Here is a 26861-nt window from a genome sequence, read left to right on the forward strand (position 1 = left end):
TGTCGTGAATATGTTCGTCAGCTATTGTTGGTTCGATTCCGATAAGTCATCTTGTTTTTGGCCTAATAGCGCCAATTCCAACAATGCGTAGCGGTGCTCAACAAAGTAATGGACGTTGTTAGCCACCGTCAGTTTGAATAACGCAACAGCGCTATCCTCATCCCCCAGACTTAGGTAATGTTTACCTAAATAGAAGTCAGTTTCACTGAGATGCTCAGCGAGCGAAGTGTTATCTGTTGAAGCCTGCTTTAGCCGCGCCATCAATGTTTTTTCACTGATTTTGCTCAAATAGAATTCAACGATATTCCAGCCCCATTGCCCCCGGTTCGCTTTGTCAAAATGGTTCGACAAATTTGTCATTGCAACTTTAGGATCGATTTTCTCTTCCACAAGGTACAGCCACAGCGAACGGAAGGGATCATTTGGATCGTCTTGATAAAACGCCTGCAGATCATCCTGCGCCAATCGATAGCGGCCACCGTAATACAGTGAAATGCCACGATTCATTCGCGCGTACTTGTAAGTTGGATCAAGCTCTAAAACAGAATCAAACGCTTCATAGGCAGAATCAAAATTGCCTGCCTGCGTAAAATAAATACCCAGATAGTTAAAAATATCAGGAATATCAGGACGGATAGACAAAGCCACTGAAAAATCATTCTGCGCCAATGCCTTCAGTCCGAGGCTATCATACAGCACACCTCGTTCATATAAAAGCTGTGCGTACTCATCTTCCGTCAGAGACCGACTCGCCAGTATTTGTTCCATACGAGCCAGAATAACCTCTTGCTGCAATGCAGGCTGTAATGGAATAGCAAGAACTTCGTTTTTACGCCACCCATTGCTGCTACACCCCATAAGGGTAAAAATAGCTGCAATATAGCACCAGCGCAGAAAAGAATTCATTTCCCACTCCCGAAGTCAGACATCAATCAGAATGCCCTATTACTCCACCCACATTGTCTATTTTAGGCTTCCTGCCCAAAATCAATTTTTGCTCAATATTCAGGCAATAGTAAACCACCACCCAAAATATATTGAGATAAACGGCGCCCTTTTTACAGGACGCCGTCCTTTACGTCAAACTTATTCTACGGATAAGTCCTGTTCAGCAGCCGTCGTCACCGCTTCTTTCATGCTCAAGCGGACACGACCTTGACGATCAATTTCCAATACCTTCACCGGAACTTCCTGACCGACTTGCAGATAATCAGTCACTTTCTCTACACGTTTGTCTGCGATCTGAGAAATATGAACCAATCCTTCTTTACCACCACCGATAGCAACAAAAGCGCCAAAATCAACAATACGAGTAACCTTACCCGCATAAATACGGCCAACTTCGACTTCAGCGGTGATTTCTTCGATACGACGGATAGCATGACGTGCTTTATCACCATCCGTTGCCGCAATCTTCACTGTACCATCATCTTCAATTTCAATGGTGGTCCCTGTTTCTTCTGTCAATGCGCGGATCACAGAGCCACCTTTACCAATCACGTCTTTGATCTTGTCCGGGTTGATCTTGATCGTGTGGATACGTGGGGCAAATTCAGAAATGTCATTGCGTGGGCTTTGGATTGCCTGTTCCATCACATTCAGGATGTGTAAACGGGCACCTTTCGCCTGATTCAACGCGATCTGCATGATTTCACGAGTAATACCTTCGATTTTGATGTCCATTTGCAATGCGCTGACACCATCACGGCTACCCGCAACTTTAAAGTCCATATCGCCCAGATGATCTTCATCACCCAGAATGTCGGACAGAACAACAAAGTTCTCCCCTTCTTTGACCAGACCCATGGCAATACCGGCAACAGCCGCCTTAATTGGCACACCTGCATCCATCAGTGCTAGTGAAGCACCACAAACAGAAGCCATGGAAGAAGAACCATTCGACTCAGTGATTTCAGACACAACACGCACAGTATACGGGAATTCGTTGATATTTGGCATCACAGCCAACACACCACGCTTCGCCAAACGACCGTGACCAATTTCACGACGTTTTGGTGAACCGACCATGCCTGTTTCGCCGACAGAGTATGGAGGGAAGTTATAATGGAACAGGAAGCGATCTGTACGCTCACCCATCAGTTCATCAATCACCTGAGCATCACGTTCTGTACCCAGTGTCGCCGCTACCAGCGCCTGAGTTTCACCACGGGTGAACAAAGAGGAGCCGTGAGTACGTGGCAGTACACCGGTACGCACGTCCAGAGCGCGAACCATGTCTTTCTCACGACCGTCAATACGAGGCTCACCACGTAGGACACGACCGCGAACAACATTTTTCTCCAGAGCAGACAGAACGTCAAGAATTTCTGTTTCTTCCAGTTCAACGCCTTTTTCCGCAAACTCAGCCAGGATGATTGCCGTGATTTCTTCTTTGATGATATCAACCTGAGCGTAACGTTCCTGCTTCTCAGTAATGCGGTATGCATCACCCAGACGGCTTTCTGCCAGTTCGGCAACACGATCGTGCAACGGCTGATTAATCGGCTCTGGTGACCAATCCCACTTCTCTTTACCGGCTTCTGCAACCAATGCATTAATACTATCAATCACAATCTGTTGTTGCTCGTGACCAAACACAACGGCACCCAACATTTGTTCTTCAGTCAGCAGCTCCGCTTCAGATTCCACCATCAGTACCGCATTTTCCGTACCTGCAACGACCAGATCCAGGCGGCTGTGTTTCAGTTCATCGCTGGTTGGGTTCAGTACGTACTGATCATTGATATAACCAACACGCGCAGCACCAATTGGGCCATTGAACGGGATACCCGACAACGCCAGTGCAGCAGAAGCGCCAATCATAGCAACGATATCAGGATTGACTTGCGGGTTAACAGAAACGACCGTCGCGATGATTTGAACTTCATTCAGGAAACCTTCCGGGAACAGCGGGCGCAGAGGGCGGTCGATAAGACGAGCAACTAATGTTTCACCTTCTCCCGGACGTCCTTCACGACGGAAGAAACTGCCCGGAATACGGCCCGCAGCGTAAGTACGCTCCTGATAGTTAACGGTCAGCGGGAAGAAATCCTGACCTGATTTGACTTTTTTCTGACCGACAACGGTGACAAATACCGCTGTGTCATCCATATTAACCATAACGGCTGCCGTTGCCTGGCGAGCCATCATGCCAGTTTCGATGGTCACCGTGTGTTGACCATACTGGAATTTACGAACAATCGGATTCAGCAAAATAATTTACCTTTTTGAGTATTGCCGCACTAAAAGAACGGCAACGATGGGTTTTCTCTTCTTGCTACACCCTCACGACTAATGACAATACTCACACCTTTAAGCACTCTCATTAGCCGCGCGAGTCACTGTAGCGGAAGAGGTTTACATTTTAGAAATGGTAGAAATCGCCTTTAAATCTCTCCATTCCGTTTCCTAGAAGAAAAGGGGCCATAGGCCCCTTTCCACTGAAACTCATCGATTAGCGACGCAGTCCCAGGCGCTCAATCAGAGCAGTGTAACGTGCCAAGTCTTTACGCTTCAGGTAGTTTAACTGCTTACGACGTTGTGCAACCTTTCTCAGCAGACCACGACGGCTGTGGTGATCTTTTTTGTGCTCTGAAAAGTGACCTTGCAGATGGTTGATGTCAGCAGTCAGCAGTGCGATCTGAACTTCGCTGGAACCACTGTCGTTAACGCCGCGACCAAATTCAGCAATAATCTGCGCTTTTGCAGCAGTACTTAGAGACATAGTATAACTCCAAATATGTAATTTAAAATGACGAGTGCCGATCTCTAATTCAGCAACTCAGATAGACGCGGTATTCTACGCTGCAAATAGGTGAAGCGCAAGACAGCACAATCGCCGTTATTCTGCCTCTTTTTGCCATTTGCTTGCTTTGAATTCCCGGTCAAGTGCGATGATTATTCGGTTTCAACAACCAGACGGCGTGGTGCCACTAAGCCATCATCATCAATGACCGCAATACCGATGAATTTATTTTCATCGCCTTCGGTGACCCTGACCCATTCATTGGAAGACAAATCATGTTTGCTTCGCACTGGCTGGCCTTGTTTAAAATAAGACGCAACCACCGAGGTTAAATGAATGGCAGGAAAATGAGTCACTGCCGTATCCATAGGCAACAACAGTGGATCAAGCAATTCCCACGCTTCAATCGCTTGATTATCCGCTTGTTGTTTCAATGCATGTAACTGTTCCAACGTGACCATTCTTTGATTGGGGTAATTGGCAACCTGCAAACGACGCAGGTAAATGACATGCGCACCACAACCCAACAGTTCGCCTAAGTCATCAATGATAGTGCGAATGTAAGTTCCCTTGGAACAGTGTATTTCCAATTCCAGCTCATTGCCTTCCCAACGAATGAACTGCAATTCATAAACAGTGATAGGACGTGCTTCACGCTCAACTTCAATCCCCTGACGGGCATATTCATAGAGCGGTTTTCCCTGATGTTTCAAGGCAGAATACATGGAAGGAACCTGCATGGTGTCCCCACGAAATGTATCCAATGCTGCATCAAGCTGAGGGGAGGTGATGTTGACTTCGCGTTCACTTATGATGACTCCATGTGAGTCCGAAGTATCTGTACGCTGCCCCAAACGAGCTATCACACGGTAGCGTTTATCAGAATCCAGCAAAAATTGGGAAAATTTGGTCGCTTCACCAAGACAAATCGGTAACATGCCCGTTGCTAATGGATCTAATGCACCCGTATGACCCGCCTTGCTGGCATTGAAAATCCGCCTGACTTTCTGTAACGCATCATTGGAGGAAATATCCTGAGGCTTATCCAGCAACAGTACACCGTGTATCGCACGGCCTCTACGACGGCGTCCCATTATTTTTCCTCATTGTTATCCGCTGATGCGCGACGTTTCTCATCATTTTTAACAACGTTGCTGACCAGACTTGACATACGCATCCCTTCCACCAAAGAACTGTCATAAGAAAATGTCAGCTCAGGAATAACACGCAGACGCATCGCTTTCCCCAACAAAGAACGGATAAAACCAGAGGCTTCGTTTAGTGCCTTAATACCTTCATTAACCAGACCTGAATCATGCCCTTCGACCAATACATTCAGAAAGGTTACAAATACTTTGGCATAGGCCAGATCGCGGGAAACCTCAACACCAGACACGGTCGCCATCCCGATACGAGGATCTTTGACTTCACGCTGTAAAATAATGGCAATTTCTTTTTGCATTTCCTGTGCAACACGTTGAGTACGACTGAATTCTCTTGCCATGGTTATATCTCCTGACATTTTGGGGGGCATTAAGCCCCCCAAGAATGGAATAAATCGACTGAATAGATAATGGTATTAATCGATAGTACGTTTAATTTCAATGATTTCAAAGACTTCAATCATGTCGCCAACACGAACATCATTATAGTTCTTCACGCCAATACCACATTCCATACCATTACGGACTTCGTTAACGTCATCCTTAAAGCGACGCAGGGATTCCAATTCACCTTCGTAAATCACGACGTTATCACGCAGCACGCGGATCGGATTATTACGCTTGATGGAACCTTCAACCACCATACAACCAGCAACGGCACCAAACTTCGGTGACTTAAAGACGTCACGAACTTCGGCAAGACCCATGATCTGCTGCTTATATTCTGGTGCCAGCATACCGCTCATCGCCTGTTTGATTTCATCAATCAGGTTATAGATAACGGAGTAGTAACGCAGATCCAGGCTTTCATTTTCGATGACGCGACGTGCTGAAGCGTCCGCACGAACGTTGAAGCCCAGAATAATTGCGCTGGATGCCGCTGCCAGTGTGGCATCAGTTTCAGTGATACCACCCACACCAGAACCGATGATTTTCACTTTCACTTCATCAGTCGAGAGTTTCAGTAGTGAGTCACAAATGGCTTCGCAAGTGCCCTGAACATCCGTTTTCAGAACGATGTTCAGTTCAGATACTTTACCTTCTTCCATATTGGCGAAGATATTTTCCAGCTTAGATTTATGCTGACGAGCCAGTTTCACTTCACGGAATTTACCCTGACGATACAAGGCCACTTCACGTGCTTTCTTCTCATCACGTACAACAGTTGCTTCATCACCCGCAGATGGCACATTGGACAGACCCAGAATTTCGACTGGAATCGATGGGCCAGCAGACATCACTTCACGGCCAAGTTCATTACGCATCGCACGGATACGGCCATATTCAAAGCCGCACAGAACGATATCGCCTTTATTCAGTGTACCTGACTGAACCAGAATAGTGGCAACCGGACCGCGACCTTTATCCAGGAAGGATTCGATGACCACGCCGTTTGCCATGCCAGTACGTACAGCTTTCAGCTCAAGCACTTCAGCCTGAAGCAAGATGGCTTCCAATAATTCATCAATCCCGATACCTGCTTTGGCAGACACATTGATGAACTGAGTTTCACCGCCCCAATCTTCTGGAATGATGCCATATTGTGACAATTCATTCTTCACCCGATCTGGATCAGCTTCTGGCTTATCGATCTTGTTCACCGCAACAACAACCGGCACGTTGGCCGCTTTCGCATGCTGAACAGCTTCGATGGTCTGAGGCATCACACCATCATCTGCCGCAACAACCAGAACAACGATATCTGTTGCTTTCGCACCACGAGCACGCATGGAAGTAAACGCAGCATGGCCCGGTGTATCCAGGAAGGTGATCATGCCTTTTTCAGTTTTCACATGATACGCACCAATGTGCTGAGTGATCCCACCCGCTTCACCAGAAGCCACTTTCGTGGAACGGATATAGTCCAGCAGCGAGGTTTTACCGTGGTCAACGTGACCCATAATAGTAACAACCGGCGCACGAGATTCGGCCAGTGTTTCACCGGTATCACGATCACTCATCAGCGCTTCTTCCAGCTCGTTTTCACGACGCAGGATAACTTTATGCCCCATTTCTTCGGCAACCAGTTGCGCCGTTTCTTGGTCGATAACTTGGTTGATTGTTACCATTGCACCCATGTTCATCATGGTCTTGATGACCTGAGCACCTTTAACGGCCATTTTGTTAGCCAGCTCAGCAACAGTAATTGTTTCACCAATCACGACATCACGGTTAACCGCGACGACAGGCTTATTGAAGCTCTGCTGTAGCGTACTTGGCTTATGGCGTTGTTTACCTTTGTTACGACCCACTGCACGCGCTTCTTCGCGATCAGCTTTCGATTCAGAATGTTTGTTATTCTTCTTCTGGCGGGTTGCTTTACCACCACGGGAGCGGGAACGACGATCGCCTTCTACTTTGGCGTCATTTTCATCTTCCGCATCACGAGCATAGCGGGAAGTGGTTACATGATAGTCACTACTTTCAGTGTTATCAGACTCGTTAGACCATTTGTCTTTATTTTCTTCTGCCATTCGACGCGCTTCTTCTGCAACACGCTTCGCTTCCGCTTCCACCTTACGGCGCACTTCTTCTTCAGCTTTACGTTTTAAGTTTGCAGCTTCCGCTTCACGACGCGCTTTCTCACTTTGCGCGGCAGAGTCAGTCTGAACTGATTTTGGTTTATTTTCGGTATGTTGCTTAGTCACTTTTTCTTTTTCCGCCGCCTCACGCTGAGACAGTTTAGCCTCTTCACGTTTGGCTTTTTCTTCTGCTTCACGTCGAGCGCTCTTTTCCGCTTCACGCTTCGCCTTTAATTCAGCGTCACATTTAGCTTGCTCTTCAGCGAGTTTTTTCGCTTCAGTTTCAAGCCGCGACTTCTCTTCTGCCTCGCGCCGAGCCTGCTCTTCCGCTTCACGCTTCGCCTGTTCTTCCGCTTTCGCCTGTTCAACGGCATCACGGTTTACATATGTGCGCTTTTTGCGGACTTCAATCGCTACCGATTTACTTTTGCCACCGGTGCCAGGAACGTTCAGTGTACTGCGCGTTTTACGCTGTAGTGTTAATTTACCCGGCTGACCGCCAGAACCGCCTTGTTCGCGGTTCAGGTGAGCCAGCAAAGCTTCTTTTTCTTTCTGAGAAACAGAGTCAGCTGCGGTTTTCTGAATGCCAGCATCAGCGAATTGCTGAATAAGACGTTCTACCGATGTCTGGATCTCTTCTGCCAGTAATTTTACGGTTACCTCTGTCATTCTGTTCCTTCCTGCTACAGTTTATTTATGCATCATCGCCAAACCAACAGATATTACGGGCTGCCATAATGAGTGTCCCAGCTTGCTCATCATTCAGTTCTTCGATATCAGATAAGTCGTCGATACCCTGCTCGGCAAGATCTTCCAGAGTACAGATGCCACGGGCAGCCAGGTTAAACGCCAAAGTACGCTCCATGCCTGGCAGATTCAATAAATCTTCGGCGGGTTGCTGATCACCAAGACTCTCTTTCTGAGCCAGTTCCAGCGTCGTTAAGGCCGCTTTAGCGCGTTCACGAAGCACTTCAACAGTGTCTTCATCAAGGCCTTCTACTGCCAGAAGCTCCTTAATTGGCACATACGCCAACTCTTCTAACGTAGAGAAGCCTTCCTCAACCAATACAGTGGCGAAATCTTCATCAATGTCGAGATGCTTAGTAAAGGTATCAATAGAAGCATGTGCTTCTGCCTGATGTTTTGCTTGTAGCTCTTCCGCAGTCATGACATTCAGTTCCCACTTATCATCACCACGATGCTTTTTCAACAGCTGCGCCGCCAGACGAACGTTTTGACCATTACGTCCGATCGCCTGAGCAAGATTGCTGTTTTCTACGGCAACATCCATTGTGCAATTGTCTTCGTCAACCACAATAGAGGCAACATCCGCCGGAGCCATTGCATTAATAACAAATTGTGCAGGATTATCATCCCACAGCACGATGTCAATTCGTTCTCCGCCAAGCTCGCTGGAAACGGCTTGTACCCTTGCACCACGCATACCGACACAAGCCCCAACAGGGTCAATACGCTTGTCGTTGGTTTTCACTGCGATCTTTGCGCGGGAACCCGGATCACGGGCAGCCGCTTTGATCTCAATAATCTCTTCACCAATCTCAGGCACTTCGATGCGGAACAGTTCAACCAACATCTCCGGACGGGAGCGAGTAATGAAAAGCTGTGCACCACGCGCTTCAGGACGGACATCATACAGGACACCACGGATGCGGTCACCTGGACGGAAATTTTCCCGTGGCAACATATCTTCACGCAAAATGACCGCTTCAGCATTATTACCTAAATCCAGCGTAATATTTTCGCGGTTCACTTTTTTGACCTGACCGGTCACAATTTCGCCTTGTTGTTCACGGAATTGATCAACAACCATGGCACGCTCAGCTTCACGGACTTTCTGTACAATAACCTGTTTTGCCGTTTGTGTCGTGATGCGATCAAAGGTCACTGATTCAATTTGATCTTCAATATAATGACCCAGTTCAAGCTCTGGATCTTCATATTTTGCCGCTTCCAGTGTGATTTCACGCGTTGGCTGAGTGACTTCATCGACAATTAACCAACGACGGAAGGTATCAAAATCACCTGATTTACGATCGATGCAAACACGAACATCGATCTCCTGCTCATACTTTTTCTTGGTGGCTGTCGCCAGTGCAATCTCTAATGCTTCGAAGATTTTTTCGCGAGGGAGAGATTTTTCATTAGAAACCGCCTCCACAACAGCCAGAATTTCTTTATTCATCCTAGTTGCCTCATCCGAACTTTAAAAGTGGGGTACCAGGTTCGCTTTCTGGATGTTGCTCAGTGCGAACACTTCGTCTTTTCCATCCACCGTAACCGTTATCATTTCACCATCAACAGCCTTGATGATCCCTTGCCATCTGCGACGGTTCTGCATTGCCATACGTAAAACCAAGCTGGCTTCTTCACCGATAAAACGCTGGTAATGTTCAGCCTTAAACAGTGGACGCTCAAGCCCTGGTGAAGATATTTCCAGGTTATAAAGTACTGAAATCGGATCTTCAACATCAAGCACTGCACTGACCTGGTGGCTAACATCAGCACAATTATCAACAGTGATACCCTCTTCACTATCAATATAGACCCGCAGCGTTGATACACGAGCGCGAATAAACTCCAGGCCAACTAATTCAAAACCCAAAGCTTCAACTGGTGCTGAAATCATCTCTGTTAATTTTTGCTCTAATGTGGACAAGCCCACCCCCAAGACATAAAAAAAGGGCTATATTAGCCCAGTAGTTCTGCTGTCAAATAACAAAAAACCCCGATACCCGGGGCTTTATGCAACTGGACCCTGTTTACTGCCAGCGGTCTAAACCAACTTCTTTCTATACCTTTCTAAGCAGCCTGTCAAATCAGGACCGATATCTCAATGGCGGCTAAGTTATGACGGTTGAAAAGGTACATATTCAGAAGTGGTTGCGGGAGCCGGATTTGAACCGACGACCTTCGGGTTATGAGCCCGACGAGCTACCATGCTGCTCCATCCCGCGTTCGAAAACGTGGCAAATCTTACGCTGATAATACTAAAAACGCAAGTTTCTAGATTAATGGTGCCGAGGACGGGACTTGAACCCGTACGCCCGTTGTTTAGGCACTACCACCTCAAGGTAGCGTGTATACCAATTTCACCACCTCGGCACTGATTTTTTGTAGGACTGTTAAACCCAACAACCCTATCTCAATTCTTTTACTGAAACTTACTGAGGGATATCACTATTTGGTTTTGCTGGTACTGCCGGAACGTCTGCACTTTTCTCAACGTTTACAGGTTCGCCAAGATTATCCCATTTACTGCTGGAACCGGTCTTGTTGCTGGTCATGTTACCCAAAATCAGACTGATAACAATAAACAGCGTGGCAAAAATAGCTGTCATGCGGGTCATAAAATTACCGGAGCCCGATGAACCAAACAGCGTGTTAGATGCACCCGCGCCGAAAGAAGCACCCATATCAGCACCTTTACCCTGCTGTAGCAGAACCAGAGCAATTAGCCCGATACCAACCAGCAAGAATATACCTAAAAGAGCTTCATACATATGTTGTACCCGTTTCTTTCCTCGTGGAATTGACCACAATTTCGTAGCGACGTTATCTTGCATCACCCGCTCACAAAATTAAAAAAATTAACTTATTGAGCGGGTGTGAATACTAACCAAAGCGTATCAGACACGCAAGATTAATTTTAAATACTGCATCTGATTGAAGAAAAAAACAACAAATCAACCGATTTTTTTCACCGCATCTGCAATACGATGTGCTAACGCGGTGACCTGATCTTTATCTTCACCTTCCACCATGACACGAATCAATGGCTCTGTCCCCGATTTACGTAGCAAAACACGACCACATCCCTCTAATTCTGATTCAACTGATTTGACAGCTTCCTGCACTGATTCTGCTTGCAGCGGATCGTGATCCCCCGTAAAACGGACGTTAACCAAAATCTGCGGTAAAAGTTTCATGCCACTGCACAGATCATGCAAACTCATCGTATTGCGTACCATTGCACTCAATACTTGCAATCCAGCGACAATGCCATCACCCGTTGTGGTCTTATCCAGCAAAATCACATGGCCTGAGTTTTCTGCCCCCAAACGCCAGCCTTTTTCCTGCAACTTCTCCAACACATAACGATCACCGACTTTCGCGCGTTCAAATGGAATGCCAAGCTGCTTGAGTGCCAATTCCAGCCCCATGTTGCTCATCAATGTTCCCACAGCACCACCACGTAGCTGACCTTGCCTCAATGCTTCACGGGCAATGATATAAAGGATCTGATCACCATCAACTTTTTGCCCCAAATGATCAACCATGATGATGCGATCACCATCACCATCAAATGCCAGACCAACGTGAGCCTGCTCTTCCAGTACACGCCGTTGCAACAGGCTAACATCCGTTGCGCCGCATTCTTCATTGATGTTGATGCCATTCGGTTCACAACCTACGGTAATCACTTCCGCACCCAGCTCTCTGAGTACGTTCGGAGCAATATGATACGTGGCCCCATTGGCGCAATCTAAAACAATTTTCAACCCATTTAAACTTTGTTCACTCGGGAATGTCCCTTTACAAAATTCAATGTAACGACCCGCCGCATCAACGATTCGGTTTGCTCGCCCTAACTCGGCAGATTCCACACAAGTCAGCGGTTTTTCCATTTCGGCTTCAATCGCTTCTTCAACATCATCAGGTAATTTAGTCCCATCAATAGAGAAGAATTTAATACCGTTATCATAGTAAGGGTTATGGGAAGCTGAAATAACAATACCTGCTTCGGCACGGAAAGTTCGTGTCAGATAGGCCACGGCAGGCGTTGGCATAGGGCCAGTAAAGGATGCCGATAATCCCGCAGCGGCGAGTCCCGCTTCCAGGGCAGATTCCAGCATATAGCCTGAAATTCGGGTATCTTTACCAATGATAATCTTGCGAGAACCATGACGTGCCAGCACTTTTCCCGCCGCCCAACCCAGTTTCAAGACAAAATCAGGGGTAATTGGCGTATTGCCCACTTTGCCACGGATACCGTCAGTACCAAAATATTTACGGTTACTCATTAATTTCTTTTTCCTTTGCTGAACGTATTTCTCTGCTCACAGCGAATGTTGCTGACAACCTGTTCTTTTCAATCTTGCCTTCATTGTCAGATATCGTCTTTCTTGCCGACAAGGTTGGCAGATAAAGTTGCCTGAACGATTTGCATTGCCTGAACGGTTTCTTTCACATCATGTACACGGATAATCCGGGCGCCTTTCATAGCTGCAATAACGGCACACGCGACACTGCCAGTCACACGATCGGGTGGCGGGACATTAAGCAATTGACCAATCATCGACTTACGCGACATTCCCGCCAGAATCGGCAAACCAAAATGGTGGAATTCTTGCAAACGAGCCAATAACTGATAATTATGCGATAAGTTCTTACCAAAACCGAAGCCAGGATCAAGAATCAGATTATTTTTTGCGATACCCGCCGCAGTACAACGTTCAATTTGTTGCATCAGGAATGTGCTTACTTCCGCGAGGACATCTTCATAATGGGGGTGGGCTTGCATGGTGCGAGGCTGCCCTTGCATATGCATTAAACAGATCGGCAAACCACTTTGTGCTGCTGCTTCAAGCGTTCCCGGTTCCTGCAAGGCACGTATATCATTGATAATATGCGCACCCGCTCTGGCTGATTCCCGCATAACCACTGCTTTTGACGTATCCACGGAGATCCACGTGTCAAAGCGCTGAGCCAAAGCCTCAATCACCGGAACAACCCGATCCAGCTCTTCCTGCTCACTAACTTCATCCGCGCCGGGTCGAGTTGATTCTCCCCCGATATCAATAATGGCAGCTCCCTCAGCGATCATCTTAGCCGCATGTTGCAATGCCGCATCAAAGGTATGATGCGTTCCACCATCAGAGAAAGAATCGGGGGTAACATTCAAAATTCCCATTACTTGGGGGCAGGAAAGATCGAGGGCTCGGCCTCTGGCTGTCAGTTTCATTACTCGATGCCTTAATATCAAAACCCCAGGACAAGCCTGGGGTTTAATTTAAGAAGTACAATCTTCAAATTCAACAAGGCAATCACGTAAAGTTGCCCTTAGTTTCGTCAGACTACTAACCAGGTTATGCGGTTGGATTATCATCCGCAGGTTTTGGCGTTGGCTGCGGAGATGGTGTGTTATGACGGTTACTGCTATTACCGCCATTCTTATTGTCACCTTCCCAACCTGCTGGCGGACGTACTGTTGTACGATTCATCAGATCATCAATTTGAGGAGCATCAATAGTTTCATACTTCATCAATGCATCTTTCATTGAATGAAGAATATCAAGATTATCCATCAGAATCTGACGAGCACGGAGGTAATTACGATCAACGATAGCCTTCACTTCCTGATCAATCAGGCGCGCAGTGTCTTCAGACATATGTTTTGCCTTAGCCACCGAACGACCGAGGAAAACTTCCCCTTCTTCTTCCGCGTACAGCAATGGCCCCAGTTTTTCTGAAAAGCCCCACTGTGTCACCATGTTACGCGCAATTGAAGTCGCCACTTTAATATCATTGGACGCACCCGTCGAAACACTATCCACACCATAGATAATTTCTTCAGCTAAGCGGCCACCGTATAAAGTTGAAATTTGGCTTTCCAGTTTCTGACGGCTGGCACTGATCTGATCACCCTCAGGCAAGAAGAACGTCACACCTAACGCACGACCACGAGGAATAATCGTCACTTTGTGGACAGGATCGTGTTCTGGCACCAGGCGACCGATAATCGCATGGCCTGCTTCATGGTATGCCGTAGATTCTTTCTGTTCTTCTGTCATCACCATTGAGCGGCGCTCTGCGCCCATCATGATCTTATCTTTGGCTTTTTCGAACTCCACCATGGAAACAACGCGCTTACTACCACGAGCGGCAAACAAAGCGGCTTCATTCACCAGGTTAGCCAAATCTGCCCCTGAAAAACCCGGTGTACCACGAGCAATGATCGATGCATCAATATCAATATCCAGCGGGATACGGCGCATATGCACTTTCAGAATTTGCTCACGGCCACGAACATCCGGCAGACCAACAACAACCTGACGGTCAAAACGACCCGGACGTAACAGTGCAGGATCCAAAACATCAGGGCGGTTAGTTGCTGCGATAACAATAATACCTTCGTTACCTTCAAAACCATCCATCTCAACCAGCATCTGGTTCAGTGTCTGTTCACGTTCATCATGTCCACCGCCCAGACCCGCTCCACGCTGACGACCTACTGCGTCAATTTCGTCAATAAAGATGATGCAAGGCGCTGCTTTTTTCGCCTGTTCAAACATATCACGAACACGGGAAGCACCAACACCAACAAACATTTCAACGAAATCAGAACCTGAAATGGTGAAGAAAGGCACTTTTGCTTCACCCGCGATCGCTTTCGCCAACAACGTCTTACCCGTACCCGGAGGACCCACCATCAGGATACCTTTCGGGATCTTACCTCCCAGTTTCTGGAAACGGCCAGGCTCACGCAGGTATTCAACTAATTCGCCCACTTCTTCTTTCGCTTCGTCACAGCCAGCGACATCAGCAAATGTGGTTTTGATCTGGTCTTCCGTTAACATGCGGGCTTTACTTTTGCCGAAAGACATCGCGCCTTTACCGCCACCCCCTTGCATTTGGCGCATAAAAAAGATCCAGACGCCAATTAGCAACAACATTGGGAACCATGAAATAAAGATGTTCGTCAGTAAGCTTTGTTGCTGCGGTGGTTCACCAATCACTTTTACTTGCTTATTGATCAGGGTATCCAGCAGCTTTTCATCTTGAATCGGCATATAAGTGCTGTACTTTCCACCACCCTCTTTCTTAGTGAAATTAATGTCACGACCCGAAATTTGCACTTCACTGACTTGATTCTGCGATAATTCATTGATGAAATTAGTGTAATCTACCCGACGACCACTAGAATCGCTGGGACCAAAACTCTGGAACAATACCATCAAGACAACTGCGATGACTAACCAGAGAATCAGGTTTTTCGCCATGTCACTCAAGGGATTAACCTCATATTACAACTGTGTTAACAAATAGTAGTCAGGGTACTATACTTTCCGCCCTGTCGCTACAATGTATACTTCACGTGATCGTGCCCGCGAAGCTTCTGGTTTACGAATTTTTACCTTCGTAAAAAGGGAGCGTATTTCCCTCAGGTATTCATCAAAGCCTTCCCCCTGAAACACTTTGACAATAAAACTACCGCCAGGAGCCAGCACATCACGACACATATCCAACGCTAATTCAATCAGATACATGGATCGGGGAATATCGACCGCGGGGGTTCCACTCATATTGGGAGCCATATCCGACATGACGACCTGGACTTTATTACCACCAACTCTCTCAAGTAATGTTTTCAACACCAGTTCATCACGAAAATCTCCTTGAAGGAAATCGACTCCAACTATCGGATCCATCGGCAAAAGATCACAGGCAATCACTCGCCCACTATTACCGATCTGAGTCACTACGTATTGAGACCACCCACCCGGAGCAGCACCTAAATCAACAACGGTCATGCCCGGCTTAAAGATTTTGTCACTTTGCTGTATCTCATCAAGTTTAAACCAAGCGCGAGAGCGAAGCCCTTTTTTCTGCGCCTGAAGAACATATTTATCACTAAAATGTTCCTGTAACCAGCGGCTTGAGCTTGCTGAGCGTTTTTTATTGGCCATTGTTCTTTCCAACTATACTAATAGAGCGTTTTCTTTTTTATTGCTCTCTTATCAAATCACACCACACTTTTATGGTGATAGATATGAGATGGCGGTAGAATATGTTGTTTTCAATCCCAACGTAAGCAAAAAAACAATGACTCTTAACAAGAAACAAGTCCAACACCTGAAAAGTCTCGCTCATTCATTAAAGCCAGTCGTTATGATTGGCAACAATGGGTTAACCGAAGGCGTGTTAGCTGAAATCGAACAAACTCTTTCACATCACGAGCTTATCAAAGTCAAGGTTGCGGGCGAAGACCGCGAAATAAAAACTTTGATCGCTGAAGCGATTGTTCGTGAAACAGGTGCACATAATGTGCAAATCATTGGAAAAATGTTAGTTCTCTACCGTCCGTCAGAAGAACGCAAAATTAGTTTACCTAAATAATTACGGCATATTTATACAAAAGTGCCATCTTGATAATATTAACTACGATAAAAAGGCCAAAACCGGGCCTTTTTCCATCTCAACGAACCTGCCGATTATCATGGATCTTTTAGAGATAATCTACGTTCAAAACTTCATATTCTACCTGGCCGCCCGGCGTGGTGATCACAACAACATCATCCACTTCCTTACCAATCAGGCCACGGGCAATCGGTGAATTGACGGAAAGCAAATTTTCTTTAATATTCGCTTCATCATCCCCGACGATACGGTAAGTCTGTTCTTCATCAGCATCAACATTCAGAACCGTCACCGTTGCACCAAAAATAACCCGGCCATTATTTGTCATTTTCGTGACATCAATCACCTGAGCATTAGAAAGTTTAGCCTCAATCTCCTGAATACGGCCTTCGCAAAAACCCTGCTGCTCACGAGCGGCATGATATTCTGCGTTTTCTTTTAAATCACCGTGCTCACGCGCCTCAGCAATTGCGGCAATAATTTGAGGGCGACGTACATTTTTCAACTGTTCTAATTCTTCGCGCAATTTATCTGCGCCGCGTACTGTCATCGGAATTTGTTTCATTTATCAAACCTCTAAATCGATCCTAAGCCCAAACACATCTTCCTGATTTTTCTAGTAAAAGCACAATAATCTTACCCTATCAGGCGGGTCTCCAGGCAATAAAAGGCGCGTAAACCCAGCATAATCTGAAGTTCACCTGCATATTTACCTGCTAACCTATTATTCTAACGTAGAGTTGATAACGGATCATCGTTTACTTTTCCTTTGTATTGCACCTGAGTATGATGAATTATTCATACCTATATTGTTGAAATACCTTCACCTTACCTATACGAGATCTATGACCCTTTTAAAAATTACTGGCAAAATAGCGTGTATGCTCAGTTTAAGTCTGAGTATTTTTAGTGCAACTGCCTCCACTCTTGAGAAAAGTGCCCAATATTTACCGACGGGAACTCACCTTTCATTTCTCGCCCAACCCGTTGGCGCAAAAGCGCCCTTAATTGATTACCATGGGCAACAAATGGCCTTACCAGCCAGTACGCAGAAAATTGTGACAGCGCTGGCAGCACTATTACAACTTGGCCAGGATTACCGTTTTACAACGACATTGGAAAGTAATGCTAATATCACGCAGGGTATCTTAGACGGTAATCTGACCGCCCGTTTTGTCGGTGATCCAATGCTGACGCGCTCGCAACTGCGCAATATGGTTGAAACCTTAAAACAGTCTGGCATCAAACAGATCGATGGCGATCTCATCATAGATGTGTCAATTTTCTCCAGCCACGATAAAGCGCCGGGTTGGGTATGGAACGATATGACCCAATGTTTCAGTGCGCCTCCGTCAGCCGCCATTGTGGATAAAAATTGCTTTTCGGTTTCACTTTCCAGTGCAGAGCAACCCGGTAAACTGGCGCTTGTCCGTATTCCCTCATTTTATTCTGTCCGTGTTTTCAGCGAAGTCAAAATACTGGCCAAAGGTTCACCAGAGGCAAAGTACTGTGAGTTTGATGTCACATCCGGTGATTTGAATCGATATACTCTCACCGGCTGCCTAACCCAACGTGATGAGCCACTCCCATTAGCATTCGCTATTCAGGATGGCGCCAGTTATGCAGGCAAGATCCTGAAAAATGAACTGAGCAACGCAGGCATTGTGTTGAAAGGCGGTATACGACGTCAGTCACTGCCCCAACCACCGGAAACAACACTCGCACTGAATCGGTCTGTACCGTTAAGTCATATGCTCAAAATCATGTTGAAAAAATCAGATAACATGATCGCAGATACCCTTTTTCGTACCCTCGGTCACCGTTACTACAATGTACCGGGTACATGGCGCTCTGGCGCGAATGCGGTTCGTCAGATCCTAAAACAGAAAGCGGGCATTGACTTGAGCAATACCGTCATGGTGGATGGTTCGGGTCTTTCGCGCCACAATTTAATGGCTCCCGATACAATGATGGCAATATTGCAATTTATTGGCCAGCACAATCATGAGCTGAATTTCATCTCCATGCTGCCGCAAGCAGGACATGATGGCACATTGGCTTATCGCCCTAGTCTGCATGAATCAGGCCTTGATGGTAAGGTTTTTGCCAAAACAGGATCACTACAAGGGGTTTATAATCTGGCCGGATTTATGACGGCGGCCAGTGGACAGCAAATTGCCTTTGTCCAATTTGTTTCTGCATACTCCGTTTTGCCTGAAGATCAGAAAACGCGCCGTGTTCCATTATCTCGCTTCGAACACCATTTATATAAATCGTTATACCAGAACCATTAATCAGTCTGCATTATTCAGAAAATAATGCGAAAAGAGCATCAAAAAGGGCGCTGTACTGAGCGCCCTTTTGTTCTATTCGGTTTCTACGCGAGATCAGCGTTTATAAATAACCTCAATGCCTTCATCATCTTCTTCGTCCCAGTCATCATCCCAATCTTCATCAGATGCTTCCTGTAACTGTTCTTGATGATAGTCATCCCACATAAATTCCACTTTTTCAGGTCGAGATTCTTCTGACGTCTCCAGGCTACGTGGTTGCGTCTTCATGAATTCCATAATATCCCAACAAAGTTCTTTCACGCCCTGACGGTTAACGGCTGAGATCATGTAATAATCGCCTTCCCAACCCAGCGCATCTGCAATTGCTTTTGCTCGCAGCTTAGCCTCTTCGGGATCGGTGAGATCGACTTTATTAAACACTAACCAACGCGGTTTTTCTGCCAGTTTTTCACTGTATTTGTGCAGCTCTTTGATAATGATGCGCGCATTTTCAATCGGATCAGATTCATCAATCGGGCAGAGATCAATCAAGTGCAGCAATACACGGCAACGTTCCAAGTGTTTCAAGAAACGAATACCCAAACCCGCGCCTTCCGATGCGCCTTCAATCAAACCGGGAATATCCGCGACAACAAAGCTTTGCTCATTATCCATACGCACGACGCCAAGGCTCGGCACCAAAGTGGTAAATGGATAATCAGCGACTTTCGGTTTTGCTGCCGATACTGCGCGAATAAACGTGGATTTACCGGCATTTGGCATTCCCAACATACCCACATCTGCCAGCAACATCAGCTCCAGCATCAAATCGCGACTTTCTCCGGGAGTTCCCATCGTTCTTTGGCGAGGCGCACGGTTCACCGACGATTTAAAGCGGGTATTGCCAAGTCCGTGGAATCCCCCTTTTGCGACCATAAAACGTTGCTCATGGCGTACCATATCGCCAACCACTTCGCCGGTGGCAATATCACGCACACGCGTTCCGACCGGGACTTTTATGGTAATGTCCTGACCACGTTTTCCCGTACAATCGCGGCTTTGTCCATTTTGACCACGTTCAGCACGGAAGGACTTTTCAAAACGATAATCAATCAGTGTATTGAGGTTCTCGTCTGCCAACAGGTAGACATCACCACCGTCACCACCGTCACCCCCGTCCGGCCCACCTTTGGGAATATATTTCTCACGACGGAAGCTGACGCAACCATTGCCACCATCTCCCGCTACAACCAGAATCCTGGCTTCATCTACAAATTTCATCATTTTTCTCCGTAGGATAGCCACTATAAAGCTGGATGGCTGATGTACCCAGAGATGGCGTAATCCAAAATATAAAAAGCCCCGCAACACGTATTGCAGGGCTTCCGATTCGACTAAGATTCAAAAAACTTATTCAGCTTCGATGCTGATAAATTTACGGTTTTTTGGGCCTTTAATTTCGAATTTAACTTTTCCGTCAGCTAATGCGAACAGGGTGTGGTCACGGCCACAACCTACGTTGTTGCCGGCGTGGAATTTAGTACCACGTTGACGAACGATGATGCTGCCTGCTAAAACAGACTCACCACCAAAACGTTTTACACCCAGACGTTTACTTTCAGAATCGCGACCGTTACGAGTCGAGCCGCCAGCCTTTTTGTGTGCCATTAATCTGCTCTCCTAAAATCTTAAGCGATGCCAGTGATTTTAACATCAGTAAACCACTGACGGTGGCCCTGCTGCTTGCGGCTGTGTTTACGGCGACGAAACTTAACAATTTTAATTTTCTCGCCACGACCGTGAGCAACAACTTCCGCTTTAACTTTAACGCCTTCAATTACTGGAGCGCCGATTTTGATGTCTTCACCATTAACGACCATCAGCACTTGGTCAAACTCAACAGCTTCACCAGTTGCGATGTCCAGCTTTTCCAAGCGAATTGTTTGTCCTTCGCTTACTCGGTGTTGTTTACCACCACTTTGGAAAACTGCGTACATATAAACTCCGCTTTCCGCGCACCCCCTACAATGCTTCCCAGAGCGCGCTATAAAATATTCACAATAGGGCGCGAATTCTACGCAAAAACCGCCTGGAAGACAAGTGCAGAATTAGAACAGATGAGAAAAAAACAGAGTTTTTCAATTGTCATTTATTTGAACGGTTTTTCAAGTACAATCGATATATCGTGATATCTCTTGATATGCTAATTAATGAGCACAGCTCTAAATCAGAGTCCAAAGCCAAGACATGAATTTAGAATCGATAATTAAACTTACCGCTACGGATATGACCGCGGTTAATGACACCATTCTTCACCAATTAAATTCTGATGTTACGCTGATCAACCAACTGGGTTATTACATTATCAGCGGTGGTGGCAAACGCATTCGGCCAATGATTGCCGTACTCGTGGGCAAAGCACTTCGTTGCGAAGATGAAAAACACATCAAAGTTGCTGCTTTGATTGAATTTATCCACACGGCCACCTTGCTGCATGATGATGTCGTTGATGAATCGGATATGCGGCGTGGCAAGGCGACAGCCAATGCCATTTATGGTAATGCGGCCAGTGTGCTGGTGGGTGATTTCATCTACACGCGTTCATTTCAAATGATGACCGATCTTGATTCCATGCGCGTATTGAAATTGATGTCTGACGCGACCAATGTCATCGCGGAAGGCGAGGTCATGCAGTTGATGAACTGCAATGATCCGAATGTTTCAGAAGATGACTACATGCGGGTGATTTACAGTAAGACGGCGCGTCTGTTTGAAGTCGCAGCCCATTCAGCCGCTATTTTAGCTAACGCCACGCCTGAGCAAGAAATGGCATTGCGTGATTACGGTCGTTATTTGGGAACCGCATTTCAACTGATCGATGATCTGCTGGATTACGACTCAGATAACAACACGCTCGGCAAGAATACCGGGGATGATCTGAATGAAGGCAAACCCACCCTGCCGCTTTTGCATGCAATGCATCATGGCACACCCGCACAATCCGCGGTGATCCGAAATGCGATTGAACAAGGTAATGGCCGCCATTTGCTGGATACCGTACTCGCAACAATGAAACAATGTGGTTCACTTGAATACACCCGCCAACGGGCGGAGGAAGAAGCCGATAAGGCAATTTCAGCATTGCAGGTACTGGAAGACTCTCCATACAAGGCGGCGCTTGAGGGATTAGCTCATGTTGCCGTACAACGACTGTCCTGAGCCGAATAAGCAAACAGCCCCCCGGATAACTCAATCCGAGGGGCTGTTTTTACTATCAATATCTTGGATGCCGACATATTGAACAAGGCTGGCCAACCCGTTTCTTAAAATGAATTTAACCATGCGCTCTCTTTCTGATTTGCTCAACTGATAATACGCTTCCACCCAGATCATAAAGGGATCCTGTCGCTTATTCCGGTAGTACTCAACCGAATTTTCACTGACAGTCAGGATATTCAGAACGTCTTCAGGCAGGCTATGGACGCTATATTCAAGCGCTTTTCCCTGCACGCCACGCTTACGACGTTGTTCCCAGCCCTCGCGTCTTGCCATGAGATTAACGCCTTGGGGAGACGATGGCAGCCCTGCGAGACCCGTCAGTTCCTTTGCAGAATACCATTCTTTTCTCATCTCTTTCTCCTCGCTTTGTACTAGAGCAGTGAAGAGAAAGCCAAATTTTAACCATCTGACTTTTCAAAAGCTGCCTCAAGTAGCTATGATTTTTTCTAAAAAACTTTTTATGCCATCTCGTAATATCACTTCAGTAATTGCCTCCTTTTCCTCCTCGGTGAGTAAATTAAATGCGCTTACCCAAATAGAGAGAGGATCTTGTTTCTGCACCTGATATTCCGTTGACGTTTCATTCAGTTCTAAAGCCGTTAACGTTGACTCTGGAAAACAAGAGTAATGGTATTCAATCGCTCTGCCTTGAACACCGGCCCGTTTTTGTCTTAACCACTCTTCACGCTTTGCCTTAGCATTTACTCCTTGTGGTGATCTAGGTAACTCACCTACACCGGTCAACTCCATTGCCGTATACCACTCTTTTTTCATAAAGTTTCTCTGTGTTTTGTAACCAAGTTCAAAAAAGACGTTATTAAGAAAGAATTAGAAATATTTTTAGAAAAAATGATGTTATTTTATTTTCTTAATAACAGATCCGTGTTCGTTATTAATTTCACATTAACGCTTTAGTTATACCACTAATGTGGCTTCAAATTTAATAGGAAGGGATTAAAAAAATGATCTCGATGAAATCGGATTGGCATCCTGCTGATATTATTGCCGCTTTACGTAAACGTGGAACAACATTAGCAGCCGTTTCTCGTGAGGCAGGGTTAAGCTCATCAACTTTGGCGAATACACTTTCTCGCCCATGGCCCAAGGGAGAATGGATAATAGCAAATTACCTAGAATTACATCCGTCTGAAATATGGCCAAGCCGTTATTTCAATCCACACACAGGAGAGCTATTAGATAGGAAAGTTCGAGATAAAAAAAATAATTAGCTATCAATATAATTATTGAAAAAAACCGCTAGTGCTTTGAACTAGCGGTTTAAGTTAGCTAATATATTTAACTTAATTTCTATATTAATGAATCATTAATAAATTATTCGTTAATAAATTTTTCGCCTAATTCAATATCTTTCTTCAAAACAGCCAACATGTTATCCAGTGATTGTTGTTCAAAGTCACTCAGTTTGCCAATAGCTAAACGTTCTTCAATGCCGTTTTTACCTAAGCGAACAGGTTGAGCAAAGAAGCGAGCATATTGACCATCACCTTCAACATAGCTGCACTCAATCACATTGCTTTCGCCTTGCAGACCCCGGATCAAAGACAGCCCCAAACGTGCGGCAGCCTGCCCCATAGACAGGGTTGCGGAGCCACCACCCGCTTTCGCTTCAACAACTTCAGTACCTGCATTCTGGATACGCTTGGTCAATGCTTCAACTTCTTCCGCCGTGAAGCTAACACCCGGCACTTGGGACAGCAGAGGCAAAATCGTCACACCAGAATGCCCGCCAATAACCGGCACCTCGATTTCTTCCGCTTTTTTGCCTTTCAGTGCCGCAACAAACGTATTGGAGCGGATAATATCCAGGGTTGTCACACCAAACAGGCGGTTTTTATCGTACACGCCCGCTTTTTTCAGCACTTCAGCCGCGATCGCAACCGTCGTATTCACTGGATTGGTAATAATACCAATGAGTGCTTTTGGCGACGTTTTCGCAACCTGCTCAACCAGATTACGAATGATACCCGCATTGATGTTAAACAGATCGGAGCGATCCATACCCGGTTTACGAGCCACACCCGCAGAAATCAAGACGACATCTGCACCGACCAGTGCCGGAGTTGCATCTTCTCCAGCAAAACCAGTGACATTCACTTCCGTTGGAATATGGCTCAGATCGGCAGCCACCCCTGGGGTCACCGGAGCAATGTCATACAAGGAAAGTTCTGAACCTGAAGGAAGTTGGGTCTTAAGTAGAAGGGCAAGTGCCTGACCAATACCACCGGCTGCACCGAGAACTGCAACTTTCATCCTGATACTCCTTAAATAAGTGCGATAAAATAAAAAAACAATCTGTTAACAGTCAGATTATCCACCTAATGGCTCGATGATGGAATAGCAAAGTTGCTCCATTTTAGATAAAAGGCTTATCTGTTAATGAGATAACGGGCACTTTTTGGAGAATAATTTCCGTTGTATTCCCCACCAATGGGTGGATAACTGTCCGCTTCCCTTTCAACCGAAACAATCCCATTTAATTAACAATACATTTACTATGCTTAATCGGGTGAAAAGGAAAGGTGATTGATCAGCAGAGGATATCCCTCTACGGTATACGCTATCTGTTGGTTTTTCTTCTCTTTCTTGAATAAAAATGCACGCTTTTGCATAATGTCGACCTGATAATGGATTCAACGAGGGTGAAATATGCGTATTTCTTCGAAACAGGAAGATTTGGTAAAAGCGTTCAAAGCATTATTGAAGGAAGAAAAATTCAGCTCTCAAGGTGAAATTGTTTCAGCACTGCAAGAAGAAGGGTTTGAAAACATCAACCAATCTAAAGTTTCCAGAATGCTGACAAAATTTGGTGCCGTCCGAACCCGTAACGCCAAAATGGAAATGGCCTATTGTCTACCGGCAGAACTGGGCGTTCCCACCGCGACCAGCCCCTTAAAAAATCTGGTATTGGACGTCGATTATAATCATAGCATTGTCGTCATACGCACCAGCCCCGGCGCGGCGCAATTAATTGCACGCCTGCTAGATTCCTTAGGGAAAGCGGAAGGGATCCTCGGCAGCATTGCGGGTGATGACACTATTTTTTCTACACCAGCACAGAACTTTACAACCAAACAGCTCTACGAAGCGATTCTCAACCTGTTTGAACAGGAACTGTAATCTGTGGCGCAGCCGTATGCTCATCCAATCCAATTGCATACGGCTGCGCATAATCAATAAACCACACGGGTTTTCTTCGTCAATTCAGCCAGCAGCTTCTGATGGATGCCATCAAATCCACCGTTACTCATAACCAGAATGTGATCGCCCGGCTGTGCCGTTTCGACAATCATTTTAACTAATGTATCGATATCCGCACTCCAGCGGGCGGGTTGAATGCACTGCTCCGCAATTTCAATCACTTGCCAGGGAATATTGCTCGGTTGATAGAGGAAAACCTCATCAGCCCTCCCCATTGCAGGCGCAATCTCATTTTTGCCCATTCCCATTTTCATGGTATTAGATCGAGGCTCCAGTACAGCCAGAATACGAGCCATGCCGCCCACTTTACTTCTCAGCGCTTCCATTGTCGCTAAGATGGCCGTTGGATGATGAGCAAAATCATCATACACCGAGATACCATTAACTTCGCCGCATAACTCCAGACGACGACGGGCATTGATAAATTTACCCAGCGCCCGACAAGCCTCCTCAGGCTGAACACCGACATGATGAGCGGCCACAATCGCGATCAAGCCATTATGCATATTGTGTTCACCCACTAATGACCACTTCACTTCACCCTGCAATTCACCACGATAAAAGACTTGATAGTGACTGCTATCGTGACTGACTTTCTTCGCCTGCCAGTGACTACTTTCTCCGACCTGTTCCAGCTCACTCCAACATCCCATCGCGAGTACTTGTTTCAAATTCACATCATTATCAGGAACAATGATCTTACCGATACCTGGCACGACTCTGACGAGATGGTGGAACTGTTTTTGAATAGCCGCTAAATTTTCAAAAATGTCAGCATGATCAAATTCAAGATTGTTCATGATCAGTGTACGAGGACTGTAATGAACAAATTTCGAACGTTTATCAAAAAAAGCACTGTCGTATTCATCGGCTTCAATCACAAAAAACGGGCTTTCACCGATTTTTGCTGAAACCTCGAAGTTACCCGGCACACCGCCGATCAGAAACCCCGGTTGATAGCCACAATGCTCCAGAATCCAGGCCAACATGCCCGCCGTTGTTGTTTTACCGTGTGTGCCTGCAACAGCCAATACCCAACGCTCCGGCAAAACATGATCATGCAGCCATTGTGGGCCTGAGGTATAAGGAATGCCACGATCCAGCACGGCTTCGACACAAGGATTACCGCGCGTCATCGCATTACCAATAATCACCAGATCCACAGCAGGATCGAGTTGTTCCGGGTCGTATCCTTGGATCAACGCAATCCCCTGTTTTTCCAACAACGTGCTCATTGGTGGATATACATTGGCATCAGAGCCCGTCACTTCATGGCCCAGCGCCCGTGCGAGGATCGCCAGTCCGCCCATAAAAGTACCGCAAATGCCGAGAATATGAATACGCATTTATTTCTATCCGATATCATGAACTGTATCACTATTCTAACCATCCAGCCTGAGATTAGAAGCGCAATCACCTATGAATCATCCGATTCTTTAGCTAAACTGCCCGTGCATAAGTGCGACACCAACGTGACGCTCGCTTCCTGAAACCACAATCA

26 protein-coding genes and 2 tRNA genes are annotated in these 26861 nt (G+C 46.2%); 5 read left to right on the top strand and 23 right to left on the bottom strand.

Annotated features, from left to right (window positions below; translation table 11 throughout):
* Positions 1-21: 21 nt before the first annotated feature.
* From nlpI to rlmE, 15 genes are all read right to left on the bottom strand, one after another.
* Positions 22-906, bottom strand: a complete 885-nt coding sequence (gene nlpI / locus XPG1_RS15260; protein ID WP_045959925.1) for a lipoprotein NlpI — start codon at positions 904-906, stop codon at positions 22-24.
* Between the two features lie 180 nt (positions 907-1086).
* Positions 1087-3213: a polyribonucleotide nucleotidyltransferase gene (gene pnp, locus XPG1_RS15265; RefSeq protein ID WP_045959927.1), complete on the bottom strand. Its 2127-nt coding sequence runs from the start codon at positions 3211-3213 to the stop codon at positions 1087-1089.
* Between the two features lie 241 nt (positions 3214-3454).
* Positions 3455-3724, bottom strand: a complete 270-nt coding sequence (gene rpsO / locus XPG1_RS15270; protein WP_045959930.1) for a 30S ribosomal protein S15 — start codon at positions 3722-3724, stop codon at positions 3455-3457.
* 173 nt (positions 3725-3897) lie between these two features.
* On the bottom strand, positions 3898-4839 hold the full coding sequence (gene truB / locus XPG1_RS15275; protein ID WP_045959932.1) for a tRNA pseudouridine(55) synthase TruB: 942 nt from the start codon (positions 4837-4839) through the stop codon (positions 3898-3900).
* Entirely contained in the window at positions 4839-5249 is a 411-nt protein-coding gene (rbfA, locus tag XPG1_RS15280; RefSeq protein WP_045959934.1) for a 30S ribosome-binding factor RbfA, read from the bottom strand. The genes truB and rbfA overlap by 1 nt, the downstream gene beginning before the upstream one ends.
* Before the next feature lie 75 nt (positions 5250-5324).
* Complete coding sequence (infB, locus tag XPG1_RS15285; protein ID WP_045959936.1) at positions 5325-8099, bottom strand: translation initiation factor IF-2; 2775 nt, start codon at positions 8097-8099, stop codon at positions 5325-5327.
* A gap of 25 nt (positions 8100-8124) precedes the next feature.
* Positions 8125-9633, bottom strand: a complete 1509-nt coding sequence (gene nusA, locus XPG1_RS15290; protein WP_045959938.1) for a transcription termination factor NusA — start codon at positions 9631-9633, stop codon at positions 8125-8127.
* A 21-nt stretch (positions 9634-9654) separates the two neighbouring features.
* Entirely contained in the window at positions 9655-10107 is a 453-nt protein-coding gene (gene rimP / locus XPG1_RS15295; protein ID WP_045959940.1) for a ribosome maturation factor RimP, read from the bottom strand.
* Between the two features lie 221 nt (positions 10108-10328).
* Positions 10329-10405, bottom strand: a tRNA-Met gene (locus tag XPG1_RS15300).
* 58 nt (positions 10406-10463) lie between these two features.
* Positions 10464-10553, bottom strand: a tRNA-Leu gene (locus XPG1_RS15305).
* Positions 10554-10612: 59 nt separating this feature from the next.
* A complete protein-coding gene (gene secG, locus XPG1_RS15310; RefSeq protein ID WP_045959942.1) occupies positions 10613-10951 on the bottom strand; it encodes a preprotein translocase subunit SecG in 339 nt (112 codons plus the stop codon).
* A 183-nt stretch (positions 10952-11134) separates the two neighbouring features.
* A complete protein-coding gene (glmM, locus tag XPG1_RS15315) occupies positions 11135-12472 on the bottom strand; it encodes a phosphoglucosamine mutase (protein WP_045959945.1) in 1338 nt (445 codons plus the stop codon).
* A gap of 86 nt (positions 12473-12558) precedes the next feature.
* The gene (gene folP, locus XPG1_RS15320; protein ID WP_045959947.1) at positions 12559-13413 is read right to left on the bottom strand and encodes a dihydropteroate synthase; all 855 of its coding nucleotides are present in this window, start codon (positions 13411-13413) and stop codon (positions 12559-12561) included.
* Between the two features lie 124 nt (positions 13414-13537).
* On the bottom strand, positions 13538-15460 hold the full coding sequence (gene ftsH, locus XPG1_RS15325) for an ATP-dependent zinc metalloprotease FtsH (RefSeq protein ID WP_045959949.1): 1923 nt from the start codon (positions 15458-15460) through the stop codon (positions 13538-13540).
* 48 nt (positions 15461-15508) lie between these two features.
* On the bottom strand, positions 15509-16138 hold the full coding sequence (rlmE, locus tag XPG1_RS15330) for a 23S rRNA (uridine(2552)-2'-O)-methyltransferase RlmE (protein ID WP_045959951.1): 630 nt from the start codon (positions 16136-16138) through the stop codon (positions 15509-15511).
* 136 nt (positions 16139-16274) lie between these two features.
* Between rlmE and yhbY the strand changes: the two genes are divergently transcribed.
* On the top strand, positions 16275-16568 hold the full coding sequence (gene yhbY, locus XPG1_RS15335) for a ribosome assembly RNA-binding protein YhbY (RefSeq protein WP_045960829.1): 294 nt from the start codon (positions 16275-16277) through the stop codon (positions 16566-16568).
* A gap of 109 nt (positions 16569-16677) precedes the next feature.
* Here yhbY and greA read toward each other — a convergent pair whose 3' ends face one another.
* Positions 16678-17154 (bottom strand): transcription elongation factor GreA, encoded by a 477-nt coding sequence (gene greA, locus XPG1_RS15340; RefSeq protein ID WP_045959953.1) that lies wholly within the window; start codon positions 17152-17154, stop codon positions 16678-16680.
* A gap of 280 nt (positions 17155-17434) precedes the next feature.
* Here greA and dacB point away from each other — a divergent pair, with 280 nt between their 5' ends.
* Complete coding sequence (dacB, locus tag XPG1_RS15345; protein ID WP_045959955.1) at positions 17435-18883, top strand: serine-type D-Ala-D-Ala carboxypeptidase; 1449 nt, start codon at positions 17435-17437, stop codon at positions 18881-18883.
* Positions 18884-18976: 93 nt separating this feature from the next.
* Here dacB and cgtA read toward each other — a convergent pair whose 3' ends face one another.
* The 3 genes from cgtA to rplU form a co-directional block, all read right to left on the bottom strand.
* Entirely contained in the window at positions 18977-20143 is a 1167-nt protein-coding gene (gene cgtA, locus XPG1_RS15350) for an Obg family GTPase CgtA (protein ID WP_045959956.1), read from the bottom strand.
* Positions 20144-20272: 129 nt separating this feature from the next.
* Positions 20273-20530: a 50S ribosomal protein L27 gene (gene rpmA, locus XPG1_RS15355; protein ID WP_045959958.1), complete on the bottom strand. Its 258-nt coding sequence runs from the start codon at positions 20528-20530 to the stop codon at positions 20273-20275.
* A gap of 20 nt (positions 20531-20550) precedes the next feature.
* Complete coding sequence (rplU, locus tag XPG1_RS15360; protein WP_045959960.1) at positions 20551-20859, bottom strand: 50S ribosomal protein L21; 309 nt, start codon at positions 20857-20859, stop codon at positions 20551-20553.
* Positions 20860-21109: 250 nt separating this feature from the next.
* Between rplU and ispB the strand changes: the two genes are divergently transcribed.
* Positions 21110-22081, top strand: a complete 972-nt coding sequence (ispB, locus tag XPG1_RS15365) for an octaprenyl diphosphate synthase (RefSeq protein WP_045959963.1) — start codon at positions 21110-21112, stop codon at positions 22079-22081.
* Positions 22082-22111: 30 nt separating this feature from the next.
* Here the strand turns inward: ispB and XPG1_RS15370 are convergent, their stop codons facing one another.
* On the bottom strand, positions 22112-22492 hold the full coding sequence (locus XPG1_RS15370; protein ID WP_045959965.1) for a DNA-binding protein: 381 nt from the start codon (positions 22490-22492) through the stop codon (positions 22112-22114).
* Positions 22493-22567: 75 nt separating this feature from the next.
* Complete coding sequence (locus tag XPG1_RS15375; RefSeq protein ID WP_045959967.1) at positions 22568-22915, bottom strand: DNA-binding protein; 348 nt, start codon at positions 22913-22915, stop codon at positions 22568-22570.
* A 188-nt stretch (positions 22916-23103) separates the two neighbouring features.
* Between XPG1_RS15375 and XPG1_RS15380 the strand changes: the two genes are divergently transcribed.
* Positions 23104-23370 (top strand): helix-turn-helix domain-containing protein, encoded by a 267-nt coding sequence (locus tag XPG1_RS15380; RefSeq protein ID WP_045959969.1) that lies wholly within the window; start codon positions 23104-23106, stop codon positions 23368-23370.
* Between the two features lie 103 nt (positions 23371-23473).
* Here the strand turns inward: XPG1_RS15380 and mdh are convergent, their stop codons facing one another.
* Entirely contained in the window at positions 23474-24412 is a 939-nt protein-coding gene (gene mdh, locus XPG1_RS15385) for a malate dehydrogenase (protein WP_045959971.1), read from the bottom strand.
* 396 nt (positions 24413-24808) lie between these two features.
* Here mdh and argR point away from each other — a divergent pair, with 396 nt between their 5' ends.
* Positions 24809-25279, top strand: coding sequence for a transcriptional regulator ArgR (gene argR / locus XPG1_RS15390; RefSeq protein WP_045959973.1), 471 nt, complete (start codon positions 24809-24811; stop codon positions 25277-25279).
* A 53-nt stretch (positions 25280-25332) separates the two neighbouring features.
* Here argR and mpl read toward each other — a convergent pair whose 3' ends face one another.
* The gene (mpl, locus tag XPG1_RS15395) at positions 25333-26706 is read right to left on the bottom strand and encodes a UDP-N-acetylmuramate:L-alanyl-gamma-D-glutamyl-meso-diaminopimelate ligase (RefSeq protein WP_045959975.1); all 1374 of its coding nucleotides are present in this window, start codon (positions 26704-26706) and stop codon (positions 25333-25335) included.
* Between the last annotated feature and the right edge of the window lie 155 nt (positions 26707-26861).

This window comes from Xenorhabdus poinarii G6 (assembly GCF_000968175.1).
Classification (GTDB): domain Bacteria; phylum Pseudomonadota; class Gammaproteobacteria; order Enterobacterales; family Enterobacteriaceae; genus Xenorhabdus; species Xenorhabdus poinarii.

Bases quoted from the DNA above. Each gene is read 5' to 3' on its own strand.
- yhbY (WP_045960829.1), top strand. From the start codon at position 16,275: ATGACTCTTAACAAGAAACAAGTCCAACACCTGAAAAGTCTCGCTCAT.
- mpl (WP_045959975.1), bottom strand. From the start codon at position 26,706: ATGCGTATTCATATTCTCGGCATTTGCGGTACTTTTATGGGCGGACTG.
- XPG1_RS15375 (WP_045959967.1), bottom strand. From the start codon at position 22,915: ATGAAAAAAGAGTGGTATACGGCAATGGAGTTGACCGGTGTAGGTGAG.
- nusA (WP_045959938.1), bottom strand. From the start codon at position 9,633: ATGAATAAAGAAATTCTGGCTGTTGTGGAGGCGGTTTCTAATGAAAAA.
- rplU (WP_045959960.1), bottom strand. From the start codon at position 20,859: ATGTACGCAGTTTTCCAAAGTGGTGGTAAACAACACCGAGTAAGCGAA.
- rbfA (WP_045959934.1), bottom strand. From the start codon at position 5,249: ATGGCAAGAGAATTCAGTCGTACTCAACGTGTTGCACAGGAAATGCAA.
- rlmE (WP_045959951.1), bottom strand. From the start codon at position 16,138: ATGGCCAATAAAAAACGCTCAGCAAGCTCAAGCCGCTGGTTACAGGAA.
- folP (WP_045959947.1), bottom strand. From the start codon at position 13,413: ATGAAACTGACAGCCAGAGGCCGAGCCCTCGATCTTTCCTGCCCCCAA.
- XPG1_RS15380 (WP_045959969.1), top strand. From the start codon at position 23,104: ATGATCTCGATGAAATCGGATTGGCATCCTGCTGATATTATTGCCGCT.
- mdh (WP_045959971.1), bottom strand. From the start codon at position 24,412: ATGAAAGTTGCAGTTCTCGGTGCAGCCGGTGGTATTGGTCAGGCACTT.
- cgtA (WP_045959956.1), bottom strand. From the start codon at position 20,143: ATGAAATTTGTAGATGAAGCCAGGATTCTGGTTGTAGCGGGAGATGGT.
- glmM (WP_045959945.1), bottom strand. From the start codon at position 12,472: ATGAGTAACCGTAAATATTTTGGTACTGACGGTATCCGTGGCAAAGTG.
- nlpI (WP_045959925.1), bottom strand. From the start codon at position 906: ATGAATTCTTTTCTGCGCTGGTGCTATATTGCAGCTATTTTTACCCTT.
- rpsO (WP_045959930.1), bottom strand. From the start codon at position 3,724: ATGTCTCTAAGTACTGCTGCAAAAGCGCAGATTATTGCTGAATTTGGT.
- XPG1_RS15370 (WP_045959965.1), bottom strand. From the start codon at position 22,492: ATGAGAAAAGAATGGTATTCTGCAAAGGAACTGACGGGTCTCGCAGGG.
- dacB (WP_045959955.1), top strand. From the start codon at position 17,435: ATGACCCTTTTAAAAATTACTGGCAAAATAGCGTGTATGCTCAGTTTA.
- ispB (WP_045959963.1), top strand. From the start codon at position 21,110: ATGAATTTAGAATCGATAATTAAACTTACCGCTACGGATATGACCGCG.
- rpmA (WP_045959958.1), bottom strand. From the start codon at position 20,530: ATGGCACACAAAAAGGCTGGCGGCTCGACTCGTAACGGTCGCGATTCT.
- truB (WP_045959932.1), bottom strand. From the start codon at position 4,839: ATGGGACGCCGTCGTAGAGGCCGTGCGATACACGGTGTACTGTTGCTG.
- infB (WP_045959936.1), bottom strand. From the start codon at position 8,099: ATGACAGAGGTAACCGTAAAATTACTGGCAGAAGAGATCCAGACATCG.
- greA (WP_045959953.1), bottom strand. From the start codon at position 17,154: ATGAAACAAATTCCGATGACAGTACGCGGCGCAGATAAATTGCGCGAA.
- argR (WP_045959973.1), top strand. From the start codon at position 24,809: ATGCGTATTTCTTCGAAACAGGAAGATTTGGTAAAAGCGTTCAAAGCA.
- secG (WP_045959942.1), bottom strand. From the start codon at position 10,951: ATGTATGAAGCTCTTTTAGGTATATTCTTGCTGGTTGGTATCGGGCTA.